Origin of the sequence: Lonsdalea britannica (assembly GCF_946477055.1) — a bacterium.
GTDB lineage: Bacteria > Pseudomonadota > Gammaproteobacteria > Enterobacterales > Enterobacteriaceae > Lonsdalea > Lonsdalea britannica_A.
The window spans coordinates 1-25,197 of sequence record NZ_CAMKXG010000014.1; the positions used below are offsets into that span (position 1 = coordinate 1).

44 protein-coding genes are annotated in these 25,197 nt (G+C 50.1%); 38 read left to right on the plus strand and 6 right to left on the minus strand.

Features of this window, described 5'->3' with window-relative positions:
* The first annotated feature begins 176 nt into the window (after nucleotides 1-176).
* The 32 genes from bfd (at nucleotide 177) to Q7O77_RS02330 (ending at nucleotide 15,705) form a co-directional block, all read left to right on the plus strand.
* Nucleotides 177-371: a bacterioferritin-associated ferredoxin gene (bfd, locus tag Q7O77_RS02175; RefSeq protein ID WP_304163151.1), complete on the plus strand. Its 195-nt coding sequence runs from the start codon at nucleotides 177-179 to the stop codon at nucleotides 369-371.
* A 73-nt stretch (nucleotides 372-444) separates the two neighbouring features.
* On the plus strand, nucleotides 445-918 hold the full coding sequence (gene bfr, locus Q7O77_RS02180) for a bacterioferritin (protein WP_304163153.1): 474 nt from the start codon (nucleotides 445-447) through the stop codon (nucleotides 916-918).
* Nucleotides 919-1,211: 293 nt separating this feature from the next.
* On the plus strand, nucleotides 1,212-1,523 hold the full coding sequence (gene rpsJ / locus Q7O77_RS02185) for a 30S ribosomal protein S10 (protein ID WP_001181005.1): 312 nt from the start codon (nucleotides 1,212-1,214) through the stop codon (nucleotides 1,521-1,523).
* Nucleotides 1,524-1,555: 32 nt separating this feature from the next.
* Nucleotides 1,556-2,185 carry a 50S ribosomal protein L3 gene (gene rplC / locus Q7O77_RS02190; protein WP_094118863.1) on the plus strand — a complete coding sequence of 210 codons (630 nt, stop codon included), beginning with the start codon at nucleotides 1,556-1,558 and terminating at the stop codon, nucleotides 2,183-2,185.
* A gap of 10 nt (nucleotides 2,186-2,195) precedes the next feature.
* On the plus strand, nucleotides 2,196-2,801 hold the full coding sequence (gene rplD, locus Q7O77_RS02195; protein ID WP_026741340.1) for a 50S ribosomal protein L4: 606 nt from the start codon (nucleotides 2,196-2,198) through the stop codon (nucleotides 2,799-2,801).
* Nucleotides 2,798-3,100 (plus strand): 50S ribosomal protein L23, encoded by a 303-nt coding sequence (gene rplW, locus Q7O77_RS02200; protein ID WP_026741341.1) that lies wholly within the window; start codon nucleotides 2,798-2,800, stop codon nucleotides 3,098-3,100. Before rplD ends, rplW begins: the two co-directional genes overlap by 4 nt.
* Before the next feature lie 19 nt (nucleotides 3,101-3,119).
* Nucleotides 3,120-3,941 (plus strand): 50S ribosomal protein L2, encoded by an 822-nt coding sequence (gene rplB / locus Q7O77_RS02205; protein WP_026741342.1) that lies wholly within the window; start codon nucleotides 3,120-3,122, stop codon nucleotides 3,939-3,941.
* 16 nt (nucleotides 3,942-3,957) lie between these two features.
* Nucleotides 3,958-4,236, plus strand: a complete 279-nt coding sequence (gene rpsS, locus Q7O77_RS02210) for a 30S ribosomal protein S19 (RefSeq protein WP_021013347.1) — start codon at nucleotides 3,958-3,960, stop codon at nucleotides 4,234-4,236.
* Nucleotides 4,237-4,250: 14 nt separating this feature from the next.
* Nucleotides 4,251-4,583, plus strand: a complete 333-nt coding sequence (gene rplV, locus Q7O77_RS02215) for a 50S ribosomal protein L22 (RefSeq protein ID WP_026741343.1) — start codon at nucleotides 4,251-4,253, stop codon at nucleotides 4,581-4,583.
* Between the two features lie 17 nt (nucleotides 4,584-4,600).
* Nucleotides 4,601-5,302 (plus strand): 30S ribosomal protein S3, encoded by a 702-nt coding sequence (rpsC, locus tag Q7O77_RS02220; protein WP_026741344.1) that lies wholly within the window; start codon nucleotides 4,601-4,603, stop codon nucleotides 5,300-5,302.
* A 12-nt stretch (nucleotides 5,303-5,314) separates the two neighbouring features.
* A complete protein-coding gene (gene rplP / locus Q7O77_RS02225; RefSeq protein WP_026741345.1) occupies nucleotides 5,315-5,725 on the plus strand; it encodes a 50S ribosomal protein L16 in 411 nt (136 codons plus the stop codon).
* Nucleotides 5,725-5,916: a 50S ribosomal protein L29 gene (gene rpmC, locus Q7O77_RS02230; protein WP_026741346.1), complete on the plus strand. Its 192-nt coding sequence runs from the start codon at nucleotides 5,725-5,727 to the stop codon at nucleotides 5,914-5,916. Before rplP ends, rpmC begins: the two co-directional genes overlap by 1 nt.
* A gap of 1 nt (nucleotide 5,917) precedes the next feature.
* Complete coding sequence (gene rpsQ / locus Q7O77_RS02235; RefSeq protein WP_012768107.1) at nucleotides 5,918-6,172, plus strand: 30S ribosomal protein S17; 255 nt, start codon at nucleotides 5,918-5,920, stop codon at nucleotides 6,170-6,172.
* Between the two features lie 170 nt (nucleotides 6,173-6,342).
* Nucleotides 6,343-6,714 carry a 50S ribosomal protein L14 gene (gene rplN / locus Q7O77_RS02240; RefSeq protein ID WP_026741347.1) on the plus strand — a complete coding sequence of 124 codons (372 nt, stop codon included), beginning with the start codon at nucleotides 6,343-6,345 and terminating at the stop codon, nucleotides 6,712-6,714.
* Nucleotides 6,715-6,725: 11 nt separating this feature from the next.
* Nucleotides 6,726-7,040: a 50S ribosomal protein L24 gene (gene rplX, locus Q7O77_RS02245; protein ID WP_026741348.1), complete on the plus strand. Its 315-nt coding sequence runs from the start codon at nucleotides 6,726-6,728 to the stop codon at nucleotides 7,038-7,040.
* 14 nt (nucleotides 7,041-7,054) lie between these two features.
* Complete coding sequence (rplE, locus tag Q7O77_RS02250; protein ID WP_026741349.1) at nucleotides 7,055-7,594, plus strand: 50S ribosomal protein L5; 540 nt, start codon at nucleotides 7,055-7,057, stop codon at nucleotides 7,592-7,594.
* Nucleotides 7,595-7,607: 13 nt separating this feature from the next.
* Nucleotides 7,608-7,913 carry a 30S ribosomal protein S14 gene (gene rpsN, locus Q7O77_RS02255; RefSeq protein ID WP_026741350.1) on the plus strand — a complete coding sequence of 102 codons (306 nt, stop codon included), beginning with the start codon at nucleotides 7,608-7,610 and terminating at the stop codon, nucleotides 7,911-7,913.
* A 33-nt stretch (nucleotides 7,914-7,946) separates the two neighbouring features.
* The gene (rpsH, locus tag Q7O77_RS02260) at nucleotides 7,947-8,339 is read left to right on the plus strand and encodes a 30S ribosomal protein S8 (RefSeq protein WP_026741351.1); all 393 of its coding nucleotides are present in this window, start codon (nucleotides 7,947-7,949) and stop codon (nucleotides 8,337-8,339) included.
* A gap of 13 nt (nucleotides 8,340-8,352) precedes the next feature.
* Nucleotides 8,353-8,886, plus strand: coding sequence for a 50S ribosomal protein L6 (gene rplF / locus Q7O77_RS02265; protein ID WP_085653244.1), 534 nt, complete (start codon nucleotides 8,353-8,355; stop codon nucleotides 8,884-8,886).
* A 9-nt stretch (nucleotides 8,887-8,895) separates the two neighbouring features.
* The gene (rplR, locus tag Q7O77_RS02270) at nucleotides 8,896-9,249 is read left to right on the plus strand and encodes a 50S ribosomal protein L18 (protein WP_026741353.1); all 354 of its coding nucleotides are present in this window, start codon (nucleotides 8,896-8,898) and stop codon (nucleotides 9,247-9,249) included.
* 14 nt (nucleotides 9,250-9,263) lie between these two features.
* Nucleotides 9,264-9,764 (plus strand): 30S ribosomal protein S5, encoded by a 501-nt coding sequence (gene rpsE / locus Q7O77_RS02275; protein WP_026741354.1) that lies wholly within the window; start codon nucleotides 9,264-9,266, stop codon nucleotides 9,762-9,764.
* 6 nt (nucleotides 9,765-9,770) lie between these two features.
* Entirely contained in the window at nucleotides 9,771-9,950 is a 180-nt protein-coding gene (rpmD, locus tag Q7O77_RS02280; RefSeq protein ID WP_004846568.1) for a 50S ribosomal protein L30, read from the plus strand.
* A 3-nt stretch (nucleotides 9,951-9,953) separates the two neighbouring features.
* Nucleotides 9,954-10,388 carry a 50S ribosomal protein L15 gene (gene rplO, locus Q7O77_RS02285; protein ID WP_026741355.1) on the plus strand — a complete coding sequence of 145 codons (435 nt, stop codon included), beginning with the start codon at nucleotides 9,954-9,956 and terminating at the stop codon, nucleotides 10,386-10,388.
* Between the two features lie 7 nt (nucleotides 10,389-10,395).
* Nucleotides 10,396-11,727, plus strand: coding sequence for a preprotein translocase subunit SecY (gene secY, locus Q7O77_RS02290; protein WP_026741356.1), 1,332 nt, complete (start codon nucleotides 10,396-10,398; stop codon nucleotides 11,725-11,727).
* 34 nt (nucleotides 11,728-11,761) lie between these two features.
* Complete coding sequence (rpmJ, locus tag Q7O77_RS02295; protein ID WP_002227352.1) at nucleotides 11,762-11,878, plus strand: 50S ribosomal protein L36; 117 nt, start codon at nucleotides 11,762-11,764, stop codon at nucleotides 11,876-11,878.
* Between the two features lie 147 nt (nucleotides 11,879-12,025).
* Complete coding sequence (rpsM, locus tag Q7O77_RS02300; RefSeq protein ID WP_026741357.1) at nucleotides 12,026-12,382, plus strand: 30S ribosomal protein S13; 357 nt, start codon at nucleotides 12,026-12,028, stop codon at nucleotides 12,380-12,382.
* Nucleotides 12,383-12,398: 16 nt separating this feature from the next.
* The gene (gene rpsK / locus Q7O77_RS02305) at nucleotides 12,399-12,788 is read left to right on the plus strand and encodes a 30S ribosomal protein S11 (protein ID WP_002438687.1); all 390 of its coding nucleotides are present in this window, start codon (nucleotides 12,399-12,401) and stop codon (nucleotides 12,786-12,788) included.
* 30 nt (nucleotides 12,789-12,818) lie between these two features.
* On the plus strand, nucleotides 12,819-13,439 hold the full coding sequence (gene rpsD / locus Q7O77_RS02310; protein WP_094101834.1) for a 30S ribosomal protein S4: 621 nt from the start codon (nucleotides 12,819-12,821) through the stop codon (nucleotides 13,437-13,439).
* 25 nt (nucleotides 13,440-13,464) lie between these two features.
* Nucleotides 13,465-14,454 carry a DNA-directed RNA polymerase subunit alpha gene (rpoA, locus tag Q7O77_RS02315; protein WP_026741359.1) on the plus strand — a complete coding sequence of 330 codons (990 nt, stop codon included), beginning with the start codon at nucleotides 13,465-13,467 and terminating at the stop codon, nucleotides 14,452-14,454.
* Between the two features lie 40 nt (nucleotides 14,455-14,494).
* Nucleotides 14,495-14,884 carry a 50S ribosomal protein L17 gene (gene rplQ, locus Q7O77_RS02320; RefSeq protein WP_026741360.1) on the plus strand — a complete coding sequence of 130 codons (390 nt, stop codon included), beginning with the start codon at nucleotides 14,495-14,497 and terminating at the stop codon, nucleotides 14,882-14,884.
* A 133-nt stretch (nucleotides 14,885-15,017) separates the two neighbouring features.
* Nucleotides 15,018-15,398: a DUF1992 domain-containing protein gene (locus Q7O77_RS02325; RefSeq protein WP_304163187.1), complete on the plus strand. Its 381-nt coding sequence runs from the start codon at nucleotides 15,018-15,020 to the stop codon at nucleotides 15,396-15,398.
* Nucleotides 15,399-15,495: 97 nt separating this feature from the next.
* Nucleotides 15,496-15,705: an alternative ribosome-rescue factor A gene (locus tag Q7O77_RS02330; protein ID WP_094118865.1), complete on the plus strand. Its 210-nt coding sequence runs from the start codon at nucleotides 15,496-15,498 to the stop codon at nucleotides 15,703-15,705.
* Between the two features lie 60 nt (nucleotides 15,706-15,765).
* Here Q7O77_RS02330 and mscL read toward each other — a convergent pair whose 3' ends face one another.
* From mscL to def, 5 genes are all read right to left on the minus strand, one after another.
* A complete protein-coding gene (gene mscL / locus Q7O77_RS02335) occupies nucleotides 15,766-16,173 on the minus strand; it encodes a large-conductance mechanosensitive channel protein MscL (protein WP_094118866.1) in 408 nt (135 codons plus the stop codon).
* A gap of 95 nt (nucleotides 16,174-16,268) precedes the next feature.
* Nucleotides 16,269-17,678 carry a Trk system potassium transporter TrkA gene (gene trkA / locus Q7O77_RS02340; protein WP_304163209.1) on the minus strand — a complete coding sequence of 470 codons (1,410 nt, stop codon included), beginning with the start codon at nucleotides 17,676-17,678 and terminating at the stop codon, nucleotides 16,269-16,271.
* A gap of 23 nt (nucleotides 17,679-17,701) precedes the next feature.
* The gene (gene rsmB, locus Q7O77_RS02345) at nucleotides 17,702-18,991 is read right to left on the minus strand and encodes a 16S rRNA (cytosine(967)-C(5))-methyltransferase RsmB (RefSeq protein ID WP_304163190.1); all 1,290 of its coding nucleotides are present in this window, start codon (nucleotides 18,989-18,991) and stop codon (nucleotides 17,702-17,704) included.
* 74 nt (nucleotides 18,992-19,065) lie between these two features.
* Nucleotides 19,066-20,004: a methionyl-tRNA formyltransferase gene (gene fmt / locus Q7O77_RS02350; RefSeq protein ID WP_304163192.1), complete on the minus strand. Its 939-nt coding sequence runs from the start codon at nucleotides 20,002-20,004 to the stop codon at nucleotides 19,066-19,068.
* A gap of 22 nt (nucleotides 20,005-20,026) precedes the next feature.
* Nucleotides 20,027-20,536, minus strand: coding sequence for a peptide deformylase (gene def / locus Q7O77_RS02355; RefSeq protein WP_304163194.1), 510 nt, complete (start codon nucleotides 20,534-20,536; stop codon nucleotides 20,027-20,029).
* Between the two features lie 114 nt (nucleotides 20,537-20,650).
* On the opposite strand from def, the gene dprA reads away from it, so the two are divergent.
* Genes dprA through Q7O77_RS02385 form a run of 6 tightly spaced genes read left to right on the plus strand, consistent with a single transcriptional unit; the run spans nucleotide 20,651 to nucleotide 24,467 of the window.
* Complete coding sequence (gene dprA, locus Q7O77_RS02360) at nucleotides 20,651-21,781, plus strand: DNA-protecting protein DprA (protein ID WP_304163196.1); 1,131 nt, start codon at nucleotides 20,651-20,653, stop codon at nucleotides 21,779-21,781.
* Entirely contained in the window at nucleotides 21,753-22,226 is a 474-nt protein-coding gene (smg, locus tag Q7O77_RS02365) for a DUF494 family protein Smg (protein ID WP_085653260.1), read from the plus strand. Before dprA ends, smg begins: the two co-directional genes overlap by 29 nt.
* A gap of 20 nt (nucleotides 22,227-22,246) precedes the next feature.
* Complete coding sequence (locus Q7O77_RS02370; protein ID WP_304163199.1) at nucleotides 22,247-22,804, plus strand: type I DNA topoisomerase; 558 nt, start codon at nucleotides 22,247-22,249, stop codon at nucleotides 22,802-22,804.
* Complete coding sequence (gene tsaC / locus Q7O77_RS02375) at nucleotides 22,797-23,369, plus strand: L-threonylcarbamoyladenylate synthase type 1 TsaC (RefSeq protein WP_304163201.1); 573 nt, start codon at nucleotides 22,797-22,799, stop codon at nucleotides 23,367-23,369. Before Q7O77_RS02370 ends, tsaC begins: the two co-directional genes overlap by 8 nt.
* Before the next feature lie 19 nt (nucleotides 23,370-23,388).
* On the plus strand, nucleotides 23,389-24,216 hold the full coding sequence (gene aroE, locus Q7O77_RS02380; protein WP_304163203.1) for a shikimate dehydrogenase: 828 nt from the start codon (nucleotides 23,389-23,391) through the stop codon (nucleotides 24,214-24,216).
* A complete protein-coding gene (locus tag Q7O77_RS02385) occupies nucleotides 24,213-24,467 on the plus strand; it encodes a DUF1488 domain-containing protein (RefSeq protein WP_304163205.1) in 255 nt (84 codons plus the stop codon). The genes aroE and Q7O77_RS02385 overlap by 4 nt, the downstream gene beginning before the upstream one ends.
* Here the strand turns inward: Q7O77_RS02385 and Q7O77_RS02390 are convergent.
* On the minus strand, nucleotides 24,464-25,000 hold the full coding sequence (locus Q7O77_RS02390; RefSeq protein ID WP_304163207.1) for a gamma carbonic anhydrase family protein: 537 nt from the start codon (nucleotides 24,998-25,000) through the stop codon (nucleotides 24,464-24,466). The two genes, Q7O77_RS02385 and Q7O77_RS02390, sit on opposite strands and share 4 nt — an antisense overlap.
* Nucleotides 25,001-25,197 lie beyond the last annotated feature (197 nt).

Here is a 25,197-nt window from a genome sequence, read left to right on the forward strand (position 1 = left end):
GGCCGTACAGTAGGCGCCGGCGTGGTTGCTAAAGTTATCGCTTAATTGCTGATAATTTAAAGCGTATAAAAAGGCACTTCGGTGCCTTTTTTTATGGCCGAAGAAAATATGAGAATTGAAATCAAAATCATTCACAATTAGAATCCTGGCATCTGGCTAAAAATGAGTCACCAAGAATGTATGTTTGTTTGTGTAACGCCATCACTGATAAAGCGATCCGTCGTGTAGTTCATCAGCATCAACCCCAATCACTCCAGCATCTTAAACAACTGATTCCTATTGGAACTGAATGTGGAAAATGTTTACGGCACGCTCGTGCAATTCTCCAGGAGGAGAAAGCAATACTTCCTGAACTATACAAAGTGGCATAGTTCGCATGGATATTTTTTGACTCTGTAACGGCTGGTTCTACACTTTTAGGAACTGGAGCGGAGGAGTCATGTCATGAAAGGTGATAAAAATGTCGTTACGCATCTAAACAAGCTGCTAGGCAATGAGCTCGTTGCAATCAATCAGTATTTCTTACACGCCCGTATGTTCAAAAATTGGGGATTCACCCGTCTTAACGATCACGAATATCATGAGTCGATAGATGAAATGAAGCACGCCGATCGTTATATCGAACGCATCCTTTTTCTTGAAGACATACCCAATCTGCAAGACTTGGGCAAGCTCAACATCGGAGAAGATGTTGAGGAGATATTACGCTCAGACCTGAATCTTGAGCTGGATGGCGCGCGCGATCTGCGAGAGGCTATCAGTTATGCCGACTCGGTTCGGGATTATGTCAGCCGAGATTTAATGATAACGATTTTGTCTGATGAAGAAGAACATATAGATTGGCTAGAGACCGAACTTGATTTGATTAACCGGTTAGGAATCCAAAACTATCTACAGACCCAACTTAAAGAAGCTTAAGGTCGACTTCTTCACCTACCTACAAATAGCCCCAATATCTACGTTGTATACTGCCGGTCAATAAAAAATCATTTTCCTTCCCGGGTTGCTTCCTAGACAGATTTACGTATAATGCGCGGGCTTACCTGAAATGGTAAGCCCGATTCTTTATGAATTCGGAGACAGGTGTCAAAGCCCGTCAAACAATACTCCCAATAGGGGAGTTATGTACTGAACGATTACACTCCCCCATCAATCGAAATGGGTGTGAGGAGTAATTATTTACGTTTATAAATAATTGGAGCTCTGGTCTCATGCAGAACCAAAGAATCCGTATCCGCCTGAAAGCGTTTGATCATCGTCTGATCGATCAATCAACTGCGGAAATCGTCGAGACTGCTAAGCGCACTGGCGCTCAAGTCCGTGGTCCGATCCCGCTGCCGACCCGCAAAGAGCGCTTTACCGTTCTGATCTCCCCGCACGTCAATAAAGATGCGCGCGATCAGTATGAAATTCGCACTCACAAGCGTCTGGTTGACATCGTTGAGCCAACCGAGAAAACCGTTGATGCTCTGATGCGTCTGGATCTGGCTGCCGGTGTAGACGTGCAGATCAGCCTGGGTTAATCAGGTCATTGAGCGATTGAGAGGTTGAAACAATGATTGGTTTAGTCGGTAAAAAAGTGGGTATGACCCGCATCTTCACTGAAGAAGGCGTTTCTATCCCTGTAACCGTAATTGAAATTGAAGCAAACCGCGTAACTCAGGTCAAAAGCCTGGAGAACGACGGCTATTCTGCTGTCCAGGTGACTACCGGTGCTAAAAAAGCAAGCCGAGTCACTAAACCTGAAGCAGGTCACTTCGCTAAAGCGGGCGTTGAAGCAGGTCGTACACTGCGCGAATTCCGCCTGGCTGAAGGTGAAGAATTCACCATCGGTCAGAACATCAGCGTTGAAATTTTCGCTGACGTGAAAAAAGTTGACGTGACTGGTACATCCAAAGGTAAAGGTTTTGCCGGTACTGTTAAGCGCTGGAACTTCCGTACTCAGGATGCTACCCACGGTAACTCCTTGTCTCACCGCGTTCCGGGTTCTATCGGTCAGAACCAGACTCCGGGCAAAGTGTTCAAAGGCAAGAAAATGGCTGGCCAGATGGGTAATGAACGCGTAACTGTTCAGAGCTTGGACGTAGTACGTGTTGACGCTGAGCGCAACCTGCTGCTGGTTAAAGGTGCAGTTCCCGGTGCTACCGGTAGCGACCTGATCGTTAAACCAGCTGTGAAGGCGTAAGGGGATAGCAATGGAATTAGTATTGAAAGACGCGCAAAGCGCGCTGACTGTTTCCGAAACTACCTTCGGTCGTGATTTCAACGAAGCGCTGGTACACCAGGTTGTTGTTGCTTATGCAGCAGGTGCCCGTCAAGGTACTCGTGCTCAGAAGACCCGTGCTGAAGTAACTGGTTCCGGTAAAAAACCGTGGCGCCAGAAAGGTACCGGCCGTGCGCGTTCAGGTTCTGTAAAGAGCCCGATCTGGCGTTCAGGTGGCGTGACCTTTGCTGCCAAGCCTCAGGACCACAGTCAGAAAGTTAACAAAAAGATGTACCGCGGCGCGCTGAAAAGCATCCTGTCCGAACTGGTACGTCAAGATCGTCTGATCGTTGTCGAGAAGTTCTCTGTTGAAGCACCGAAAACCAAGCTGTTGGCTCAGAAACTGAAAGAGCTGGCTCTGGAAGACGTGCTGATCATCACCGGTGAACTGGATGAGAATCTGTTCCTGGCCGCACGTAACCTGTACAAGGTTGACGTTCGCGATGTAGCAGGTATCGACCCAGTTAGCCTGATCGCCTTCGACAAAGTGGTCATGACTGCTGACGCTGTTAAGCAAGTTGAGGAGATGCTGGCATGATTCGTGAAGAACGTCTGCTGAAAGTACTGCGCGCGCCGCACGTTTCTGAAAAAGCGTCTACTGCGATGGAAAAAACCAACACCATCGTTCTCAAAGTTGCAAAAGACGCGACTAAAGCAGAAATCAAAGCAGCAGTGCAGAAACTGTTTGAAGTCGAAGTCAATGAAGTTCGCACCCTGGTTGTTAAAGGGAAAGTGAAACGTCATGGACAGCGTATCGGTCGTCGTAGCGACTGGAAAAAAGCTTACGTCACCCTGAAAGAAGGCCAGAATCTGGACTTCATCGGCGGCGCAGAGTAAGTCGGAGGAGTAAAGAACAATGGCAATTGTTAAATGTAAACCGACATCTCCGGGTCGTCGCCACGTTGTTAAAGTGGTTAACCCTGAGCTGCACAAGGGCAAGCCGTATGCCCCGTTGCTGGAAAAAAACAGCAAAAGCGGTGGCCGTAACAACAATGGCCGCATCACTACCCGTCACATCGGTGGTGGTCACAAACAGCAGTACCGTATTGTTGACTTCAAACGCAACAAAGATGGTATCCCTGCTGTAGTTGAGCGTCTGGAGTACGATCCGAACCGTTCCGCGAACATCGCGCTGGTTCTGTACAAAGATGGCGAACGCCGTTACATCCTGGCACCTAAAGGCCTGAAAGCCGGTGATCAGATTCAGTCTGGTGTTGATGCTGCAATCAAGCCGGGTAACACCCTGCCTATGCGTAACATCCCGGTTGGTTCAACGGTTCATAACGTAGAAATGAAACCAGGTAAAGGCGGCCAGCTGGCTCGCTCAGCCGGTGCCTACGTTCAGATCGTTGCCCGCGACGGTTCTTACGTCACCCTGCGTCTGCGCTCTGGTGAAATGCGTAAAGTTGAAGCTGACTGCCGCGCAACACTGGGTGAAGTCGGTAACGCTGAGCACATGCTGCGCGTTCTGGGTAAAGCTGGTGCTGCTCGCTGGCGTGGTGTTCGTCCTACCGTTCGCGGTACGGCAATGAACCCGGTCGACCACCCGCACGGTGGTGGTGAAGGTCGTAACTTTGGTAAGCACCCGGTATCCCCGTGGGGCATTCAGACCAAAGGTAAGAAGACCCGCAGCAACAAGCGTACTGATAAATTTATCGTACGTCGCCGTAGCAAATAATTTTAGAGGATAAACCATGCCACGTTCTCTCAAGAAAGGTCCATTTATAGACCTGCACTTGCTGAAGAAGGTAGAGAAAGCGGTGGAAAGCGGAGACAAGAAGCCTTTGCGCACTTGGTCCCGTCGTTCAACGATCTTTCCAAACATGATCGGTTTGACCATCGCTGTCCATAATGGTCGTCAGCACGTTCCGGTATTCATCTCTGATGAGATGGTCGGTCACAAGCTGGGTGAGTTCGCACCGACCCGTACTTATCGCGGCCACGCGGCCGATAAAAAGGCTAAAAAGCGCTAAGGTAGGAGGAAGAGATGGAAACTATCGCTAAACATCGCCACGCTCGTTCTTCTGCTCAAAAGGTACGCCTGGTGGCGGACCTGATTCGCGGTAAGAAAGTGTCGCAAGCTCTGGAAATTCTGACCTACACCAACAAGAAAGCTGCTGGTCTGGTTAAAAAAGTACTGGAGTCTGCTATTGCTAACGCAGAACACAACGATGGCGCTGACATTGATGATCTGAAAGTTGCGAAAATCTTCGTTGACGAAGGCCCAAGCATGAAGCGCATTATGCCGCGTGCCAAAGGTCGTGCGGATCGCATCCTGAAGCGTACCAGCCACATCACTGTGGTTGTGTCCGATCGCTGAGACTCTGGAGACTAGCAATGGGTCAGAAAGTACATCCTAATGGTATTCGACTGGGTATTGTCAAACCTTGGAACTCTACCTGGTACGCAAATACCAAAGAATTCGCTGACAACCTGGACAGCGATTTTAAAGTTCGCAAATACCTGACTAAGGAACTGGAGAAAGCCTCCGTTTCCCGTATCGTTATCGAACGTCCGGCTAAGAGCATTCGTGTGACTATTCACACCGCTCGTCCGGGTATCGTTATCGGTAAGAAAGGTGAAGACGTAGAAAAACTGCGTAAAGTCGTCGCGGAAATCGCCGGCGTTCCTGCGCAGATCAACATCGCTGAAGTCCGTAAGCCTGAACTGGACGCAAAACTGGTTGCTGACAGCATCACTTCTCAGCTGGAACGTCGTGTTATGTTCCGTCGTGCTATGAAGCGTGCCGTACAGAATGCCATGCGTCTGGGCGCTAAAGGGATCAAAGTTGAAGTAAGCGGCCGTCTTGGCGGCGCTGAAATCGCACGTACCGAATGGTACCGCGAAGGTCGAGTTCCGTTGCACACACTGCGTGCGGATATCGATTACAACACCTCCGAAGCGCACACCACTTACGGTGTCATCGGTGTGAAAGTGTGGATCTTCAAAGGTGAGATCCTGGGTGGTATGGCTGCCGTTGAGCAAGCAGAAAAACCGTCTGCTCAACCTAAAAAGCAGCAGCGTAAAGGCCGCAAGTAAGGAGAGTCGCTGATGTTACAACCAAAGCGTACAAAATTCCGTAAGGTGCACAAGGGCCGCAACCGTGGTCTGGCTGCCGGTACGGATGTGAGCTTCGGCACTTTCGGTCTGAAAGCTGTTGGCCGTGGTCGCCTGACCGCTCGTCAAATCGAAGCCGCGCGTCGTGCCATGACTCGTGCTGTAAAGCGTCAAGGTAAGATCTGGATCCGTGTATTCCCGGACAAACCGATCACCGAGAAACCGCTGGAAGTGCGTATGGGTAAAGGTAAAGGTAACGTTGAGTATTGGGTTGCCTTGATTCAGCCAGGTAAAGTCCTGTACGAAATGGACGGTGTGCCGGAAGAGTTAGCCCGTGAGGCATTCCAACTGGCAGCAGCGAAACTGCCGATCAAAACCACCTTTGTAACTAAGACGGTGATGTAATGAAAGCAAAAGAGCTGCGTGAAAAGAGCGTTGAAGAGCTGAATACTGAACTGCTTGAACTGCTGCGCGAACAATTCAATCTGCGTATGCAGGCGGCCAGTGGTCAGCTGCAACAAACTCACCTGTTAAAGCAAGTGCGTCGTAATGTCGCACGCGTTAAGACTTTACTGACTGAAAAGGCGGGTGCGTAAAATGACCGATAAAATCCGTACTCTGCAGGGTCGTGTTGTTAGTGACAAAATGCAGAAATCTGCTGTTGTTGCTATCGAACGTTTCGTGAAGCACCCGATCTACGGGAAATTCATCAAACGTACGACTAAGCTGCACGTACATGACGAGAACAACGAATGTGGAATCGGCGACGTGGTGGAAATCCGCGAATGCCGTCCGCTGTCCAAAACTAAATCTTGGACGTTGGTTCGCGTTGTAGAGAAAGCGATTCTGTAATACAGTGAGCGTTCTCTAAAACGATAAACGGCTCAATTCTTTGAGCCGTTTATTTTTTCTACCCATAGTCAGGAAGCAGTGTTATAATGCTGCGCCCTCATTTATGGGGCTTTTTTAACGGCCTATTCTGGGTCCTATAAAGTAGTAGTTGACATTAGCGGAGCACTAACATGATCCAAGAACAGACTATGCTGAACGTGGCCGACAACTCCGGCGCGCGTCGCGTAATGTGTATCAAGGTTCTAGGTGGCTCGCACCGTCGCTACGCAGGCGTCGGCGACATCATCAAGATCACCATCAAGGAAGCAATTCCTCGTGGTAAGGTGAAGAAAGGCGATGTGCTGAAGGCGGTAGTGGTGCGCACCAAGAAGGGTGTTCGTCGCCCTGACGGTTCTGTCGTTCGCTTTGATGGAAATGCTTGCGTTATTTTGAACAATAACAGCGAACAGCCCATCGGTACGCGTATTTTTGGGCCGGTGACTCGTGAACTGCGTTCTGAAAAGTTCATGAAAATTATCTCTCTGGCACCAGAAGTACTGTAAGGAGCGAAACCATGGCAGCGAAAATCCGTCGCGATGACGAAGTTATCGTGCTAACCGGCAAAGATAAAGGTAAGCGCGGTAAAGTAAAAAATGTTCTGTCTTCCAGCAAGATTGTTGTTGAAGGTATCAACCTGGTTAAAAAACATCAGAAGCCGGTTCCGGCCCTGAACCAACCGGGTGGCATCGTTGAAAAAGAAGCTGCAATTCAGGTTTCCAACGTTGCGATCTTCAATGCGGCAACTGGTAAGGCTGACCGTGTAGGCTTTAGATTCGAAGACGGAAAAAAAGTCCGTTTCTTTAAATCTAACAGCGAAACTATCAAGTAATTTGGAGTAGTACGATGGCGAAACTGCATGATTACTACAAAGACGAAGTAGTTAAAAAACTCATGACTGAGTTTAACTACAATTCTGTCATGCAAGTCCCTCGGGTCGAGAAGATCACCCTGAACATGGGTGTTGGTGAAGCGATCGCTGACAAGAAGCTGCTGGATAATGCAGCAGCAGATCTGACAGCAATCTCCGGTCAAAAACCGCTGATCACCAAAGCACGCAAATCAGTTGCAGGCTTCAAAATCCGTCAGGGCTATCCGATCGGCTGTAAAGTAACTCTGCGTGGCGAACGCATGTGGGAGTTTCTTGAGCGTCTGATCACCATTGCTGTACCGCGTATCCGTGACTTCCGTGGCCTGTCCGCCAAGTCATTCGATGGTCGTGGTAACTACAGCATGGGTGTGCGTGAGCAGATCATCTTCCCGGAAATCGACTATGACAAAGTCGATCGCGTTCGTGGTTTGGATATTACCATTACCACTACTGCGAAAACCGATGATGAAGGCCGTGCTCTGCTGGCTGCCTTTAACTTCCCGTTCCGCAAGTAAGGTAGGGTTACTAATGGCTAAGCAATCCATGAAAGCACGCGAAGTCAAACGCGTGAAACTAGCTGACAAATTCTTCGCAAAACGTGTTGAACTGAAAGCTATCATCTCTGACGTGAATGCTTCCGACGAAGATCGTTGGAATGCTGTTCTGAAGCTGCAGACTCTGCCGCGTGATTCCAGCCCGTCTCGTCAGCGTAACCGCTGCCGCCAGACTGGTCGTCCGCACGCTTTCCTGCGGAAGTTCGGGTTGAGCCGTATCAAGGTCCGTGAAGCCGCCATGCGCGGTGAAATTCCGGGTCTGAAAAAGGCTAGCTGGTAATTGTCACCAATTGAATCACGGGAGTAAAGACAGATGAGCATGCAAGATCCGATCGCGGATATGCTGACCCGTATCCGTAACGGTCAAGCCGCGAACAAAGTTGCGGTCACCATGCCTTCCTCCAAGCTGAAAGTGGCGATTGCCAACGTGCTGAAGGAAGAAGGTTATATCGAAGATTTCAAAATCGAAGGCGACACCAAGCCTGCTCTTGAACTGGAACTGAAATATTTCCAGGGCAAAGCAGTGGTAGAGAGCATTCAGCGTGTTAGCCGTCCAGGTCTGCGCATCTATAAACGTAAAGATGAGCTGCCAAAAGTGATGGCTGGTTTAGGTATCGCAGTTGTTTCTACCTCTAAAGGTGTTATGACTGATCGTGCAGCTCGCCAGGCTGGTCTTGGTGGCGAGATTATCTGCTACGTAGCTTAATCGGGAGGAAAGAATGTCTCGTGTTGCAAAAGCACCCGTCGTCATTCCTGCCGGCGTAGAGGTTAAACTCAACGGTCAGGATATTTCGATTAAGGGTAAAAACGGCGAGCTGAGTCGTAAGATCCATGATGCCGTAGAAGTTAAACAGGCTGACAATGCACTGACTTTCGCTCCGCGCGAAGGTGTTGCAAACGGCTGGGCCCAGGCTGGGACCACTCGTGCACTGTTGAACAACATGGTTATCGGTGTTACCGAAGGCTTCTCTAAGAAGCTGCAGCTGGTAGGTGTAGGTTATCGTGCCGCCGTAAAAGGCAACGTGGTGAATTTGGCTTTAGGCTTTTCTCACCCTGTTGATCACGAACTGCCTGCAGGCATTAATGCCGAATGTCCGACTCAGACTGAAATCGTGCTGAAAGGCGCTGATAAACAGCTGATCGGTCAGGTTGCTGCAGAACTGCGCGCTTACCGTCGTCCTGAGCCTTATAAAGGCAAGGGTGTCCGTTACGCCGACGAAGTCGTGCGTACCAAAGAGGCTAAGAAGAAGTAAGGTAACACTATGGATAAGAAATCAGCTCGTATCCGTCGTGCGACCCGCGCACGTCGCAAGCTCCAGGAACTGGGTGCGACACGTCTGGTGGTACATCGTACCCCGCGTCATATTTATGCGCAGGTCATCGCACCGAACGGTTCTGAAGTCTTGGTAGCCGCTTCTACTGTAGAAAAAGCTATCGCTGAACAACTGAAGTCCACTGGTAACAAAGATGCTGCGGCTGCTGTGGGTAAAACCATCGCTGAGCGCGCTCTTGAAAAGGGCATCAAAGATGTCTCTTTTGACCGTTCCGGGTTCCAATATCATGGTCGTGTCCAGGCACTGGCAGATGCTGCCCGTGAAGCTGGCCTTCAGTTCTAAGGTAGAGGTGTAAGATGGCTCACATCGAGAAACAAGCTGGCGAACTGCAGGAAAAGTTGATCGCGGTAAATCGCGTATCCAAAACTGTTAAAGGCGGTCGTATTTTCTCCTTCACAGCTCTGACTGTAGTTGGTGATGGTAACGGTCGCGTAGGTTTTGGTTACGGTAAAGCGCGTGAAGTTCCGGCAGCAATCCAGAAAGCGATGGAAAAAGCCCGTCGCAATATGATGAATGTCGCGCTGAACAACGGCACTCTGCAGCACCCTGTTAAAGGTGCGCACACAGGGTCTCGCGTGTTCATGCAGCCAGCTTCCGAAGGTACCGGTATCATTGCCGGTGGTGCAATGCGCGCCGTGCTGGAAGTCGCAGGGGTTCATAACGTACTGGCTAAAGCCTATGGTTCCACCAACCCGATCAACGTGGTTCGTGCAACTATCGACGGCTTAGCCAATATGAAGTCCCCGGATATGGTCGCTGCCAAGCGTGGTAAATCCGTTGAAGAAATTCTGGGGTAATTAACCATGGCAAAGACTATTAAGATTACTCAAACCCGTAGTGCAATCGGTCGTCTGCCGAAACATAAGGCAACACTGCTTGGCCTGGGTCTGCGTCGTATTGGTCACACCGTTGAGCGTGAAGACACGCCTGCTGTACGCGGTATGGTCAACGCGGTTTCCTACATGGTTAAAGTGGAGGAGTAAGAGATGCGTTTAAATACTCTGTCTCCGGCCGAAGGTGCTAAACACGCACCGAAGCGTTTAGGTCGTGGTATCGGTTCTGGCCTGGGCAAAACTGGCGGCCGTGGTCACAAAGGTCAGAAGTCTCGTTCTGGCGGTGGCGTACGTCGTGGTTTTGAAGGTGGTCAGATGCCTCTGTACCGTCGTCTGCCGAAATTCGGCTTCACTTCTCGTAAAGCAATGGTAACAGCTGAGATTCGTCTCTCTGACCTGGCTCGCGTTGAAGGCGATGTTGTCGATCTGAATACGCTGAAAGCCGCAAATGTCATTGGCATCCAGATTGAGTTTGCGAAAGTGATTCTGTCTGGTGAAGTTGCACGCCCAGTAACGATTCGTGGTCTGCGTGTCACTAAAGGTGCTCGTGCTGCTATCGAAGCTGCTGGCGGTAAAATTGAGGAATAAGTAGCAGATGGCTAAGCAACCAGGATTAGATTTTCAAAGTGCTAAAGGCGGGGTTGGCGAGCTGAAACGCAGACTGTTGTTTGTAATCGGTGCGTTGATTGTTTTCCGTATTGGCTCTTTTATTCCCATTCCTGGTATTGATGCCACTGTGCTTGCCAAATTGCTCGAGCAACAGCGTGGCACCATCATTGAAATGTTTAACATGTTCTCTGGTGGTGCCCTCAGTCGCGCTTCTATCTTTGCCCTGGGTATCATGCCGTATATTTCGGCATCAATTATTATCCAGTTGCTGACGGTGGTTCATCCGGCGTTAGCTGAAATAAAGAAAGAAGGGGAGGCTGGGCGACGTAAAATTAGCCAGTACACCCGCTACGGTACACTGGTCTTAGGTATTTTTCAGTCTATCGGTATTGCTACTGGTTTGCCGAACATGCCTGGAATGCAAGGACTGGTGATTAATCCAGGCTTTGCTTTCTATTTTACGGCTGTTGTCAGCCTGGTTACCGGGACGATGTTCCTGATGTGGCTTGGTGAACAGATTACTGAACGTGGTATTGGTAACGGTATCTCAATCATAATCTTCGCTGGTATCGTTGCGGGACTTCCTCCTGCTATCGCACATACCATCGAGCAAGCTCGGCAAGGCGACCTGCACTTCCTCCTGTTGCTGTTGGTTGCAGTTTTAGTGTTTGCAGTGACGTTCTTTGTTGTGTTCGTGGAGCGTGGTCAACGTCGTATTGTCGTTAACTATGCGAAACGTCAGCAGGGGCGTCGTGTTTATGCAGCACAGAGTACGCATTTGCCTCTGAAGGTGAATATGGCCGGGGTTATCCCAGCAATCTTCGCTTCCAGTATCATTCTGTTCCCGGCTACGATTGCATCTTGGTTTGGGGGCGGTACCGGTTGGAACTGGCTGACGACGATTTCGATGTATCTGCAGCCTGGACAACCGCTTTATGTGCTACTCTATGCGTCTGCAATCATCTTCTTCTGTTTCTTTTATACCGCGTTGGTTTTCAATCCGCGTGAAACAGCAGATAACCTGAAGAAGTCCGGTGCATTCGTGCCAGGAATTCGGCCGGGAGAGCAAACGGCGAAATATATTGATAAAGTGATGACCCGCCTGACCTTGGTTGGTGCGATGTACATTACTTTTATCTGCCTTATCCCGGAGTTCATGCGTGATGCAATGAAAGTGCCGTTCTACTTTGGTGGTACGTCTCTGTTAATTGTTGTTGTCGTGATCATGGACTTTATGGCTCAAGTGCAAACTTTGTTGATGTCTAGTCAATATGAGTCTGCATTGAAGAAAGCAAACCTGAAAGGCTATAACCGCTAATCAAGGCAAGCTTGAGAAGTTACGGAGAGTAAAAATGAAAGTTCGTGCTTCCGTCAAGAAATTATGTCGTAACTGCAAGATCGTTAAACGTAACGGTGTCGTTCGTGTGATTTGCAGCGCCGAGCCGAAGCATAAACAGCGTCAAGGCTGATTTATCTCACATATTTTTCTTGCAAAGTTGGGTTGAGCTGGCTAGATTAGCCAGCCAATCTTTTGTATGTAACTGCAACATTATTTGAGTATCCTGAAAACGGGCTTTTCAGAATGGTGTTGCCGTATAAAATTGTAGGAGTGCATAGTGGCCCGTATAGCAGGCATTAACATTCCTGATCATAAACATACCGTTATCGCATTAACGGCGATCTACGGTGTCGGCAAAACCCGCTCGCAGGCTATCTGCGCGGCTACGGGTATTGCTGAAAATGTTAAGATCAGTGAGCTGTCTGAAGAGCAAATCGAAAAGCTACGTGACGAAGTTGCCAAGTTTGTTGTTGAAGGTGACCTGCGTCGTGAAGTTACCCTGAGCATCAAGCGTCTTATGGACCTTGGTACTTATCGTGGTTTGCGTCATCGTCGTGGTCTGCCGGTTCGCGGTCAGCGTACCAAGACCAACGCCCGTACCCGTAAGGGTCCGCGCAAACCGATCAAGAAATAATCGGGGTGATTGAATAATGGCAAAGGCACCTATTCGTGCACGTAAGCGTGTAAGAAAGCAAGTCTCTGACGGTGTGGCTCATGTCCATGCTTCTTTCAACAACACCATCGTAACTATTACCGATCGTCAGGGTAATGCGCTGGGTTGGGCAACTGCCGGTGGTTCCGGTTTCCGTGGTTCTCGTAAATCTACGCCATTCGCCGCTCAGGTGGCAGCAGAGCGCTGCGCTGAAGCTGTGAAAGAGTACGGTATCAAGAATCTGGAAGTTATGGTTAAAGGACCTGGTCCGGGCCGTGAGTCTACTATCCGCGCGTTGAACGCGGCTGGTTTCCGCATCACTAATATTACTGATGTGACTCCGATCCCTCATAACGGTTGTCGTCCGCCGAAAAAGCGCCGCGTATAACGCCGCTTTTAGGATTGTTGGAGAAAGAAAATGGCAAGATATTTGGGTCCTAAGCTCAAGCTGAGCCGTCGTGAAGGCACCGACCTGTTCCTTAAGTCTGGTGTTCGTGCGATCGATTCCAAGTGTAAAATTGAACAAGCTCCTGGTCAGCACGGTGCTCGTAAACCGCGCCTGTCTGACTATGGTGTACAGTTACGTGAAAAACAAAAAGTTCGCCGTACCTACGGTGTTCTGGAACGTCAGTTCCGTAACTATTATAAAGAAGCAGCACGTCTGAAAGGCAACACCGGTGCAAACCTGTTGCAGTTGCTGGAAGGTCGTCTGGACAACGTTGTTTACCGTATGGGCTTCGGCGCTACGCGTGCAGAAGCACGTCAGCTGGTTAGCCACAAAGCTATCATGGTAAACGGTCGCGTTGTTAACATCGCTTCTTATCAGGTATCTCCGAATGACGTAGTCAGCATCCGCGAGAAAGCTAAAAAGCAGTCTCGTGTTAAGGCCGCTCTGGAGCTGGCTGAACAGCGTGAAAAGCCAACTTGGCTGGAAGTTGATGCTGCCAAGATGGAAGGTGTGTTCAAACGTAATCCTGAACGTACCGATCTGTCTGCGGACATTAATGAACACCTGATCGTCGAGCTTTACTCCAAGTAAGGCTTAGTACCAAAGAGAGGACACAATGCAGGGTTCTGTGACAGAGTTTCTAAAACCGCGCCTGGTTGATATCGAGCAAGTCAGTTCGACGCACGCCAAGGTGACCCTTGAGCCGTTAGAGCGAGGCTTCGGCCACACTCTCGGTAACGCACTGCGCCGTATTCTGCTTTCATCCATGCCAGGTTGCGCGGTGACCGAGGTTGAGATTGATGGTGTACTGCATGAGTACAGCACCAAAGAAGGCGTACAGGAAGATATCCTGGAAATCCTGCTCAACCTGAAAGGGCTGGCGGTGAGAGTTCAAGGCAAAGATGAAGTTATTCTTACCCTGAATAAATCTGGCATTGGCCCTGTGACTGCAGCCGACATCACCCACGACGGTGATGTCGAAATCGTCAAGCCACAGCACGTAATCTGCCATCTGACCGATGAAAGCGCGTCTATTAATATGCGCATCAAAGTTCAGCGTGGACGGGGTTATGTGCCGGCATCTGCCCGTATTCATACGGAAGAAGATGAGCGCCCGATTGGTCGCCTGTTAGTCGATGCTTGCTACAGCCCGGTAGAGCGTATTGCCTACAATGTTGAAGCAGCTCGTGTTGAACAGCGCACCGACTTGGACAAGCTGGTCATCGAAATGGAAACCAATGGTACGATTGATCCTGAAGAGGCAATCCGCCGTGCGGCTACCATTCTGGCTGAACAACTGGAAGCTTTCGTTGACTTACGTGATGTACGTCAGCCGGAAGTCAAAGAAGAAAAACCAGAATTCGATCCGATCCTGCTGCGCCCTGTTGACGATCTGGAATTGACTGTCCGCTCTGCTAACTGCCTCAAGGCAGAAGCTATCCACTACATCGGTGATCTGGTACAGCGTACTGAAGTTGAGCTACTTAAAACGCCTAACTTGGGTAAAAAATCTCTTACCGAGATTAAAGACGTGCTGGCTTCACGTGGTCTTTCTCTGGGCATGCGCCTGGAAAACTGGCCACCGGCAAGCATTGCTGATGAGTAACCGGATCACAGGTTAAGGTTTTACTGAGAAGGATAAGGTCATGCGCCATCGTAAGAGTGGTCGTCAACTGAACCGTAACAGCAGCCATCGTCAGGCTATGTTCCGTAACATGGCTGGTTCTTTGGTTCGTCATGAGATCATCAAGACGACCCTGCCAAAAGCGAAAGAGCTGCGTCGCGTTGTTGAACCGCTGATTACTCTTGCCAAGACCGACAGCGTTGCTAATCGTCGTCTGGCATTCGCCCGTACTCGTGATAACGAGATCGTGGCAAAACTGTTTAATGAACTGGGCCCGCGTTTCGCGAGCCGTGCCGGTGGTTACACTCGTATTCTGAAGTGTGGCTTCCGTGCAGGTGACAATGCGCCGATGGCTTACATCGAGCTCGTTGATCGCTCAGCTTCAACAGAAGAAGTTGCTACTGCAGAGTAATCTGTCAGGGCATAAAAAACCGGGGAAACCCGGTTTTTTTTCGTCTGTATCTTTTGTCATTTCATCTCCACAATTCGTTTTATGACGTATTCTATTTATGGCGGACTCCTGATAAACAGTTTTCGGAGGCGGTATGTTCATCATCGACGAATGGGCTGAACGTCATATTACCGAAGCTCAAAAAAAGGGCGTATTTGAAAATCTGCCCGGTAGCGGGGAACCTCTTCATCTGGATGACAACTCGTTTGTGCCTGAAGAGCTGCGAGCTGTTTACCATGTGCTCAAAAACGCAGGTTATCTCCCCCCTGAACTCATGGATCGCAAAGAGGCCATTACCCTCTCTGCATTGATGCAAGAGATCGCGCTCGATCATCCTGATTATGAATTGATTTCTAAACGTTTAAAATTACTCGAATTGCGCTTGCAGCAGGCCGGTATAGATACTGAGTTTTTAAGAGGAAGTTATCGTACAGCGATGAATGCCCGAATTAGTCGGATGGAGGGTGATAAATAATCGTTTGAAAGCACTATACGAGACCGAGGTTCGGTATTAAAATCGCGGCGCAGTTATCAGTGACAATGAAATTAACCCACTAGGTCAGGAGAGAATGATGTCTAACTATAGGCATACCAAAGGCCAGATAAACGACAATGCAATTGAAGCACTGCTTCATGACCCGTTATTCAGGCAGCGCATAGAGAAAAAAGTGAAGGGGAAGGGAAGCTATCAGAGAAAATGTAAACATAAAAATGCAGGGAAGGGTAACTGGGAGGCCAGTGGTAAAAATAAACGCTTTTTACCACTGGCTTTCTGGTTTTAAGGGGCGATAGCCCTTCCTCTCAAAACCTGGGCTGACTATTCCGACCAGCCAACATCTGGATTATTTGTTCTGCAGTTTAAGCAGATCACGAATTTCGGTTAATAGCGTTTCTTCCGCAGAAGGCTTAGGTGGCGCCGCAGGTTTCTCTTCCTCTTTGCGACGCATCTTGTTCATTAAATTGATGGCAACAAAAATTGCGAGAGCGACGATGATGAAATCAAAAATGTTCTGGATGAATACGCCGTAGTTCATGACTACTGCGGGAATATTGTCATGGGCCTCGCGTAATACCAGATGGAATTGTTTGAAGTCTATTCCACCTATTAATAAACCCAGTGGCGGCATGATGATATCGGAAACCAGAGAAGAGACGATCTTGCCAAATGCTGCGCCAATGATGACACCGACGGCTAAATCCACCACGTTTCCGCGCATCGCGAACTCGCGAAACCCTTTAAAGAAACTCATTGTAATTCTCCTAATAAAATAGTCACTTCAATCATTCTAACAAGAGCTGAAGGATTTTCCATTTACGGCCACCTGCAGATTATCCCTGCGAATGTTTACAGGAAGAAGGGGCTCGGTTGGAACAGACGTTCAACGTCAGAAACGTACTTCTTATCTGTTAAGAACATGATGACATGATCGCCTTGCTCTACCTGGCTTTTACCTGTCGCGATAATCACGTTGTCGCCTCGCACTATGGCACCAATCGTCGTACCCGGTGGGAGCTTGATGTTTTCTACTGTGCGGCCAACCACTTTCGAAGTCCCTTCGTCGCCGTGCGCAATCGCCTCGATAGCTTCCGCGGCGCCTCGACGTAAGGAAGAAACGCTGACAATATCAGCTTTGCGAACATGTCCAAGCAATGCGGAGATAGTTGCCTGTTGAGGGGAGATAGCGACATCAATCGCACTGCCTTGTACCAGATCGACATATGCCCGACGCTGGATCAGCACCATTGCTTTTTTGGCCCCCAGCCGTTTGGCGAGCATTGATGACATGATATTCGCTTCGTCATCATTGGTGATGGCGATGAACACATCCATCTGTTCTACATGCTCTTGCGCCAACAGTTCCTGGTCGGAAGCATCGCCGTGGAAGACAATGGTATTTTGCAGAAGCTCAGCTAGCTCTGCGGCCCTTTGCTCATTCTTTTCAATAAGTTTGACGCTGTAGTCTTTTTCCAACTTGAGCGCTAAACCCGCACCGACATTACCTCCCCCTACGATCATGATGCGTTTGTAGGGTTTTTCCAGCCGCTGCAGTTCGCTCATTACCGCGCGAATGTGCTGTGAAGCGGCGACAAAAAAGACTTCGTCACCTGCTTCGATAACCGTGGAGGCTTGTGGCCTGATAGGTCTGTCATGGCGGAAAATGGCTGCGACCTGCGTATCGATATGAGGAATATGTTCGCGCATTGATGAGATGGCGCTTCCCACTAAAGGCCCGCCGTAGTAGGCGTTGACAGCCGCGATGCTGACTTTCCCTTCGGCAAAGTTCACGACCTGAAGCGCACCGGGGTATTCGATAAGCTTGTAAATATTGTCAATCACGAGCTGTTCGGGAGAGATCAGATGATCGATAGGTACGGCGTCGGACTGAAAAAGCTGCTCTGATTCTCGGATATAGTCGGCAGAGCGAATACGGGCAATACGATTGGGCGTATGAAATAGCGAATAGGCTACCTGACATGCCACCATGTTGGTTTCATCAGAGCTGGTCACGGCTACCAGCATATCGGCATCTTCCGCGCCCGCTTCACGCAAAATTCGGGGATGAGAAGCGTATCCAGTCACTACGCGCAGGTCGAATTTATCCTGCAGCTGACGCAGACGCGTCATATCGGTGTCGACAACCGTAATATCGTTGTTCTCACCCGACAAGTTTTCCGCCAGCGTTCCGCCTACTTGTCCTGCACCAAGAATAATAATTTTCATCGCTTTTTTGCCGTGTAATGTGTTGACCCGGATTGAGACAATGATAAGAAATCGCGTCAGTCTTTGGTCAGCTTCGCATAGAAGAAACCATCGCCACCTTCAGGGGTGGGGATACATTGAATACCTGGTCGTTCGAGATCGCCGGTACCCGTTAGCGTGGCATCGGTATGACGCGTCAGGAATGCCGTTATTTGCTGTTGGTTCTCTTCAGGTAATATTGAACACGTCGCATAGACTAGCGTCCCGCCAGATTTCAGGTGTGGCCAGATAGCATCGAGTATCTCTGATTGCAGCGTGGACAGCTCTTGAATATCGCTATCGCGGCGCAGCCATTTTATATCCTGATGACGACGAATGACCCCGGTTGCTGAACAGGGCGCATCGAGAAGAATGCGATCAAACGTTTGGCCTTCACACCAGTCGGCAGGCTGGCGTCCATCTCCCTGACGTACTGTTGCTTTGAGACGCAGTCGTTCAAGGTTCTCTGTCACACGTTCAAGTCGTTTCGTGTCGACATCGACCGCCATTACCTGAGCCTCTGGCGCAGCTTCAAGTATATGTGTAGTTTTGCCACCTGGCGCGGCGCACAAGTCCAAAATGGATTCGCCGTTTTTTGGCGAAAGCCAGCGGACACAACCTTGCGCCGATGCATCCTGAACGGTCACCCAGCCATCGGAAAATCCCGGCAGCGCCGTAACTGCGCTGGGTGCCAACAGACGAACTGCATCCGGATTTTCATCATGGGCAACAGCGTTCAACCCTGCTTCCGACAGCAGCTGAAGGTATTCATCCCGCGTATGATGCAGTCGGTTGACTCGTAGCCACATCGGTGGCTTTTGGTTATTGGCGTCGAGGATGTCTTGCCATTGTGTGGGATAGGCATCCCGAATGCGCTTTAACAACCAGCTGGGGTGTAAATGAGCACTTTCCAAACCCGATGCCTGTTCTACCAGTGAATCCTGCTGACGTTGGAACTGACGTAGGACGCCATTAATCAGCCCCTTCATCTGAGGACGTTTCAGCGCAACAGCGCCGTTCACCGTTTCCGCCAGTGCGGCATGTGCCGGAATGCGGGTAAAAAGCATCTGGTATATCCCGACCATCAACAGATAATGTAACGTCCGCTGCTTGCCCACCATGGGTTTGGCCATCAGTTGCTGGATGTACCACTCTAACTGCGGAAGAACGCGCAAGGTGCCGAAGCATAACTCTTGCAACAGCGCGCGATCTTTGTCGGAGACATTCTTTTGCAGAGCGGGCAAGACCGCGCTGAGAGACTGACCCTGATCCAACACCTGGCCGATGGCTTTGGCTGCAATGCTGCGTAGGTTGTAATTGTTTTTCATAGGCTAAAGCGGATATCGATCGGTGTTATAGGAATAAATCGCCCGGTGATTAGCCACCAGGCGATGGGGATGATTTACAGCTGATTTCCTGGGGTAAACCATTCACGGCGAGAATTTAACAGGTCTTGCGCCGACATAGGTTTTTTGCCCGCCGGTTGTAGCTGCGTGAGATTGATAATCCCGTTCGCGGTGGCCACTTGAATGCCGTGCTTATCGGCCTGCACGATAGTGCCTGGTGCCGCCTCGCTGTCAGTGGCGATGACATTGGCCTGCCACACTTTTACCGGTAGATCGTCGATGGTGAAATAACTGATCGGCCAAGGGTTGAATGCTCGAATACAGCGCTCCAACTGTTCGGCTGAGAGTGACCAGTCGAGCCGGGCTTCCTCTTTACTCAGCTTTTCTGCATAGGTTGCCAGGCTTTCATCCTGAACTTCGGCATGGAACTCAGATGTGGACAGTTTGTCCAACGTAGAAAGCAGCCCCTGTGGCCCTAACTCAGCCAACTTTGCATAGAGTGTGGCGCTGGTATCCTCTGGCAGAATCTGACATTCCACCTTTTGCAGCATCGCGCCGGTATCGAGTCCGGCATCCATTTGCATAATGGTGACGCCCGTGTGGCTGTCGCCTGCCCACAGCGCGCGCTGAATAGGCGCGGCTCCACGCCAGCGCGGCAATAAAGAACCATGGACGTTTATGCAGCCCAACCGCGGCATATCCAGTACTGCTTGCGGCAGGATTAAACCATAAGCCACAACCACCATCACGTCGGCTTCAAATTCGGCCACAAGCTGCTGATGCTCTGCCGGGCGCAGCGATTTAGGCTGTCTCACCGGAATGGCATGCTGTTCCGCCAGAACTTTTACCGGGCTCGGAGTGAGTTTGTTTCCTCGCCCTGCAGGACGGTCTGGCTGAGTAAATACGCCGATGACCTCATGTTGAGAGGAAAGCAGCGCCTCGAGGTGCTGCGCTGCGAAATCAGGGGTTCCTGCAAAAATAATCCTTAAAGACACGTGGTTTCCGCCTGATTGATAGTTATGCGCGACTGCTTTGTCTGGCCAGTTTTTCCAGCTTCTGCCGGATGCGCTGACGTTTTAATGGGGACAGATAATCAATGAACAACTTGCCAACAAGATGATCCATCTCATGTTGAATACAAATGGCCAGCAGTCCATCGGTTTCGAGCTCGAATGACTCTCCGTCACGGTTTAGAGCACGAATTTTGATACGTTCCGCCCGTGAAACCAGTGCGCGGGTTTCAGGAATGGACAGGCAGCCTTCTTCAATGCCCGTATCTCCGCTTTTTTCAAGCAGTTCCGGGTTGATCAGCACCAGACGTTCGTTACGTTCTTCTGAAACGTCGATCACGATGATGCGCTGGTGGATATCAACCTGTGTCGCGGCCAAGCCAATGCCTTCTTCTTCGTACATCGTGTCGAACATATCGTCCACGATACGTTGAATTTCTGCATCAACTTCTTTGACGGGCTTTGCGATTGTGCGAAGCCGCTCGTCCGGGAAATGTAATACCTGCAAGACTGACATATATTTTTAGATCTGTATCCGAGTGATGAGAGAGTTCTGGTCTCTATTCTAGACATTTCCGGTTCTGATTGACAGTATCCGACATTATTAGCACTGCGGGATGCGGAGCGGAAAATGACGGAGACGGAAGTGTGGTTGCGCCTGGCGTCGGTAAGTCGATTGGGGGCAAGAAAAATCGCGCAGTTGGTAAGTCAGGTGATGCAGGCAGATGGCATTTCATCCGCATTTCTACAGCATTTAGGGTTGTCGGAATTTCAGGTACAGCAGTTCTATGATTACGAACCTGCGAAGGTGGCGGCGGTTCTGGGCTGGTTGGAACATCCCTCTCACTCACTTGTCTTCTTCGGCACGAACCTATATCCCTTTCTGCTCGGTAATATCAGCTCACCGCCGCCCGTGCTGTACGTCATCGGTGATATCAGCCTGTTGGGAGCACCTCAAATAGCGATGGTTGGCAGTCGGAACCATAGCGCGTATGGGGAACAGTGGGGGAGGTTCTTCGCTCAGGAATTTAGTCTGAGTCAGTTGACCGTCACCAGCGGACTTGCGATTGGCATTGACGGTATCGCTCATCAGGCGGCGTTAGATACGGGGGGAAAGACGATTGCCGTTCTGGGAAGCGGGTTGAATCACCGGTATCCACGGCGTCATCTGCCGCTCGCAGAAAGCATTGTCGAGCAGGGCGGGGCGCTAGTTTCTGAGTTCACGTTGGATACCAGGCCGTTGCCAATCAATTTTCCTCGCAGAAATCGAATCATCAGCGGGTTGAGTCAAGGCGTGCTGGTGGTCGAAGCTTCTCGGCGTAGTGGGTCTCTGGTTACGGCGCGTTATGCCCTCGAACAGAATAGGGAAGTCTTTGCTCTACCCGGGCCAATTGGTAATGCGATGACGGAAGGGACGCACTGGTTGATTCAGCAGGGGGCGTACCTGGTAACCCATCCTAAAGACATCATTGAGCAGCTTGGAAGCGATCTTCATTGGCTTACGGAGTCGCCCGACGGAGATAAGGCAATTATTTGTTCTCGGGAAAGCGAAGTTGAATTGCCATTTGCTGATGTGTTGGCTAACGTAGGAGATGAGGTTACACCTGTTGACGTTGTCGCTGAACGTGCCGGCCAACCTGTGCCAGAGGTAGTCAGTAAACTACTGGATCTGGAGTTAGCAGGATGGATCGCAGCTGTACCCGGCGGCTATGTCCGATTAAGGAGGGCAAGCCATGTTCGACGTACTCATGTACTTGTTTGAAACTTATATTCACAATGAAACTGAAATGCGTGTCGATCAAGATACGTTGACTGATGACCTCACTCGCGCTGGTTTTGATCGCAACGATATTTATAGCGCGTTGGATTGGTTAGAAAAATTAGCGGATATCCAAGAGGGGCAAACGCCTCCATTGGCATTGGCAAGCGATCCTCTGGCATTACGTATTTATACGCCGGAAGAAGATCAGCGGTTGGACGTCGATTGTCGCGGTTTTCTTCTGTTTCTCGAACAGATTCAGGTGTTGAGCCTGGAAACCCGTGAGATGGTAATTGATCGGGTGATGGCGCTTGAAACCCAAGAGTTCGATTTGGATGACCTTAAATGGGTTATTCTGATGGTGCTGTTTAATGTACCCGGCTGTGAAAATGCCTATCAGCAAATGGAAGATTTACTTTTTGAAGCCAACGAAGGTTATGTGCAGTAAGCCCCACTCACGGGGAAATAATGGTTAAGCCGACACTTTTCGCTGAGAAAAAACAGCAGTGTCCGGAATGCGGTGCTGATTTGGTTATCCGTTCCGGGCGTCATGGCCCTTTTCTGGGCTGTTCCCACTATCCCGAATGTGAATACATCCGCCCGCTCAAGGCGCAAGCGGATGGTCACGTTGTTAAAGAGCTCACGGGTCAGCTTTGCCCTGAATGCCAGTCAACGCTGGTATTGCGGCAGGGGCGCTATGGCATGTTTATCGGGTGCTCTCACTACCCCGAATGCGGTCATACAGAAACAATCGACAGACCCGATGAAACTGCGCTGAGTTGTCCCCAGTGTCAGGAGGGGAAGTTATTGCAACGTAAGTCACGTTATGGAAAAACGTTCCATTCGTGCGACCGCTATCCCGAATGCCGCTTTGCCATTAATTATCAGCCGGTGGCAGGTGAATGTGAGTTTTGTCACTATCCCTTATTAATCGAAAAGAAAACGGCACGCGGCGCAAAACGGTTCTGCGCCAGCAAGTCATGTGGCAAACCAGTATCAACCGAGACATCTGACAGCGATGAATAACAATATTCCCCTCGAGCAGTGGCCTCCTCTGTTGAAAAAACTAGAGGATCAGCAAGTGATCGCATATCCAACCGAAGCAGTCTTCGGTCTGGGGTGCGATCCGGATAGTGAGATCGCCGTTCAGCGGCTGCTCGATCTTAAGCGTCGCCCATGGCAGAAGGGATTGATCCTGATTGCTGCAGACTTTCAACAGTTGGAACCTTATGTGGATGTTTCCGCACTCTCTGAAGTGCAACTAAACACGGTCTTTTCCTCCTGGCCAGGACCCGTGACTTGGGTTATGCCGACGAAACCTGGCACGCCTCAGTGGCTGACCGGAGAATTTACAACGCTGGCAGTGCGAGTCAGCGATCACCCTTTAGTTATTGAGCTTTGCCACCGGTTTGGTAAACCATTGGTTTCCACTAGCGCAAATCTCAGTGGTAAGTCGCCATGCCGTACAGCAAACGATGTGTTTGAGCAGTTCGGGAAAGCCTTTCCCGTGCTGGAAGGCGCGATTGGTGGGCGTCAAAATCCATCAGAGATTCGCGATGCCCGAACGGGCTCAATGGTCCGTCCGGGCTAAGGCTAAGAGGAAATGAGTCATGTCATCTGAAGTCAAAACCTTCGCCGTGTTTGGTAACCCTATCGCGCATAGCAAATCTCCGCAGATCCACACCCTGTTTGCTGATCAGACGGAGGTTGGACTGTCGTATGACAGGGTTTTGGCTCCAGTTGAACAGTTTGAGCAGACGCTTCAAGCCTTTTTCCAAAACGGCGCTGGCGCCAATGTGACGACGCCGTTCAAAGAACGGGCCTGTGTTGTTATGGATGCTCTGAGCGAGCGTGCGAGAGCGGCGGGCGCTGTAAATACCATCAAGAAAATGAATGATGGCACGTTGTACGGCGATAACACTGACGGCATTGGTCTGTTGAGCGATTTAAAGCAGAACAACTTAATCCAGCCAGGTTTCCATGTGTTGTTGATTGGCGCTGGCGGCGCGGCGAGAGGCGTTATTCAGCCTCTCCTGGCCTACGGCTGTGCGATCACAGTAACTAACCGCACGCAGAGTCGAGCTGAAGCGCTGGTGGAACACTTTCGAAATAGGGGAAGTATTCAGACGGTCGCCTTGCATGAATTGATCGATGAGAAGTTCGACCTTATCGTCAACGCCACATCGTCAGGCATTGCCGGCGATATCCCTGCATTGCCCGAGTCGCTCGTGAGCCGCGAGGTTCGTTGCTACGACATGTTTTATGCATCTGGACTGACCCCTTTCCTTAAATGGTGTACTGGATTGGGCGTGGAAAAGTTTGCAGATGGCTTGGGCATGTTGGTGTGGCAGGCGGCTCATGCTTATGAACTGTGGCATGGGATCCTGCCAGACGCCGCTGCGGTGATCCAACAGATGAAGCGAGAACTTGAGCAGTGAATCAGTCTATTCAATTTCCCGATCGTGAAGAGTGGGACGAGGACGCTCAAGCCATCCGCTTCCCCGTACAGATCAATGGATTTCTGCGTGAATGTGTTCTGCGTGCGGAATCTATCCAGCAACGGTTTGGCGGAGCGGATGGCGAACAGTGGCTATCGTTGTTCATCTCCAATCGCTGGGATTTAGAAGAAGAGTTTGAGCGCCTGATCGTGGATGACGTTGAGGATGCCGACGGCCGATTCGTACTTTAGTCGTTAAGGTATTCATCTTTCCAGCGCACATAGTTGCTGGCGGAATGAAGTAGCCCAGCAATTTCCTCAGCGGTTAGCGGTCGTACCTTTCTGGCCGGACTCCCTAAATAAAGATAACCGCTTTCCAGCCGTTTGCCCGGCGCCACTAAACTACCCGCGCCGATCATCATGTCATCCTCGATCACCGCGCGATCCAAAATAATGGATCCCATTCCCACCAGAACTCGATTTCCGATCGTACAACCATGCAGCATTACTTTGTGGCCGACGGTGACGTCTTCCCCAATCAATAATGGATTGCCGCTTTTGTTATGGGCGGATCGATGAGTGACGTGTAAAACACTGCCGTCCTGAATATTGGTTCGAGCGCCAATAAGGATCGTGTTGACGTCCCCACGAATGACGACCAAAGGCCATACGCTGACATCGTTCGCTAGAGAAACATCACCGATCACGACACTGGAGGGATCGATCATGACTCTCTCACCTACCGTTGGGGTGAGGTTTTTAAAGGGTCGAAGGCTTTTCGACATAACTGATTACCTCATAGATGACGGGTATTTTGCCAAGTGGATCGTTCAATAAGCCGAATTTGAGTCAGAAAATAGCCACGGATGCGTAAGATCTCAACGGAAAGATGAAAAAAACAGCTAACGATAAAAAAGATCTCAATAGGGGGTTGTGCAACCCGGAGAGATCCCTATAATGCGCTCCCACTGACACGGCAAAG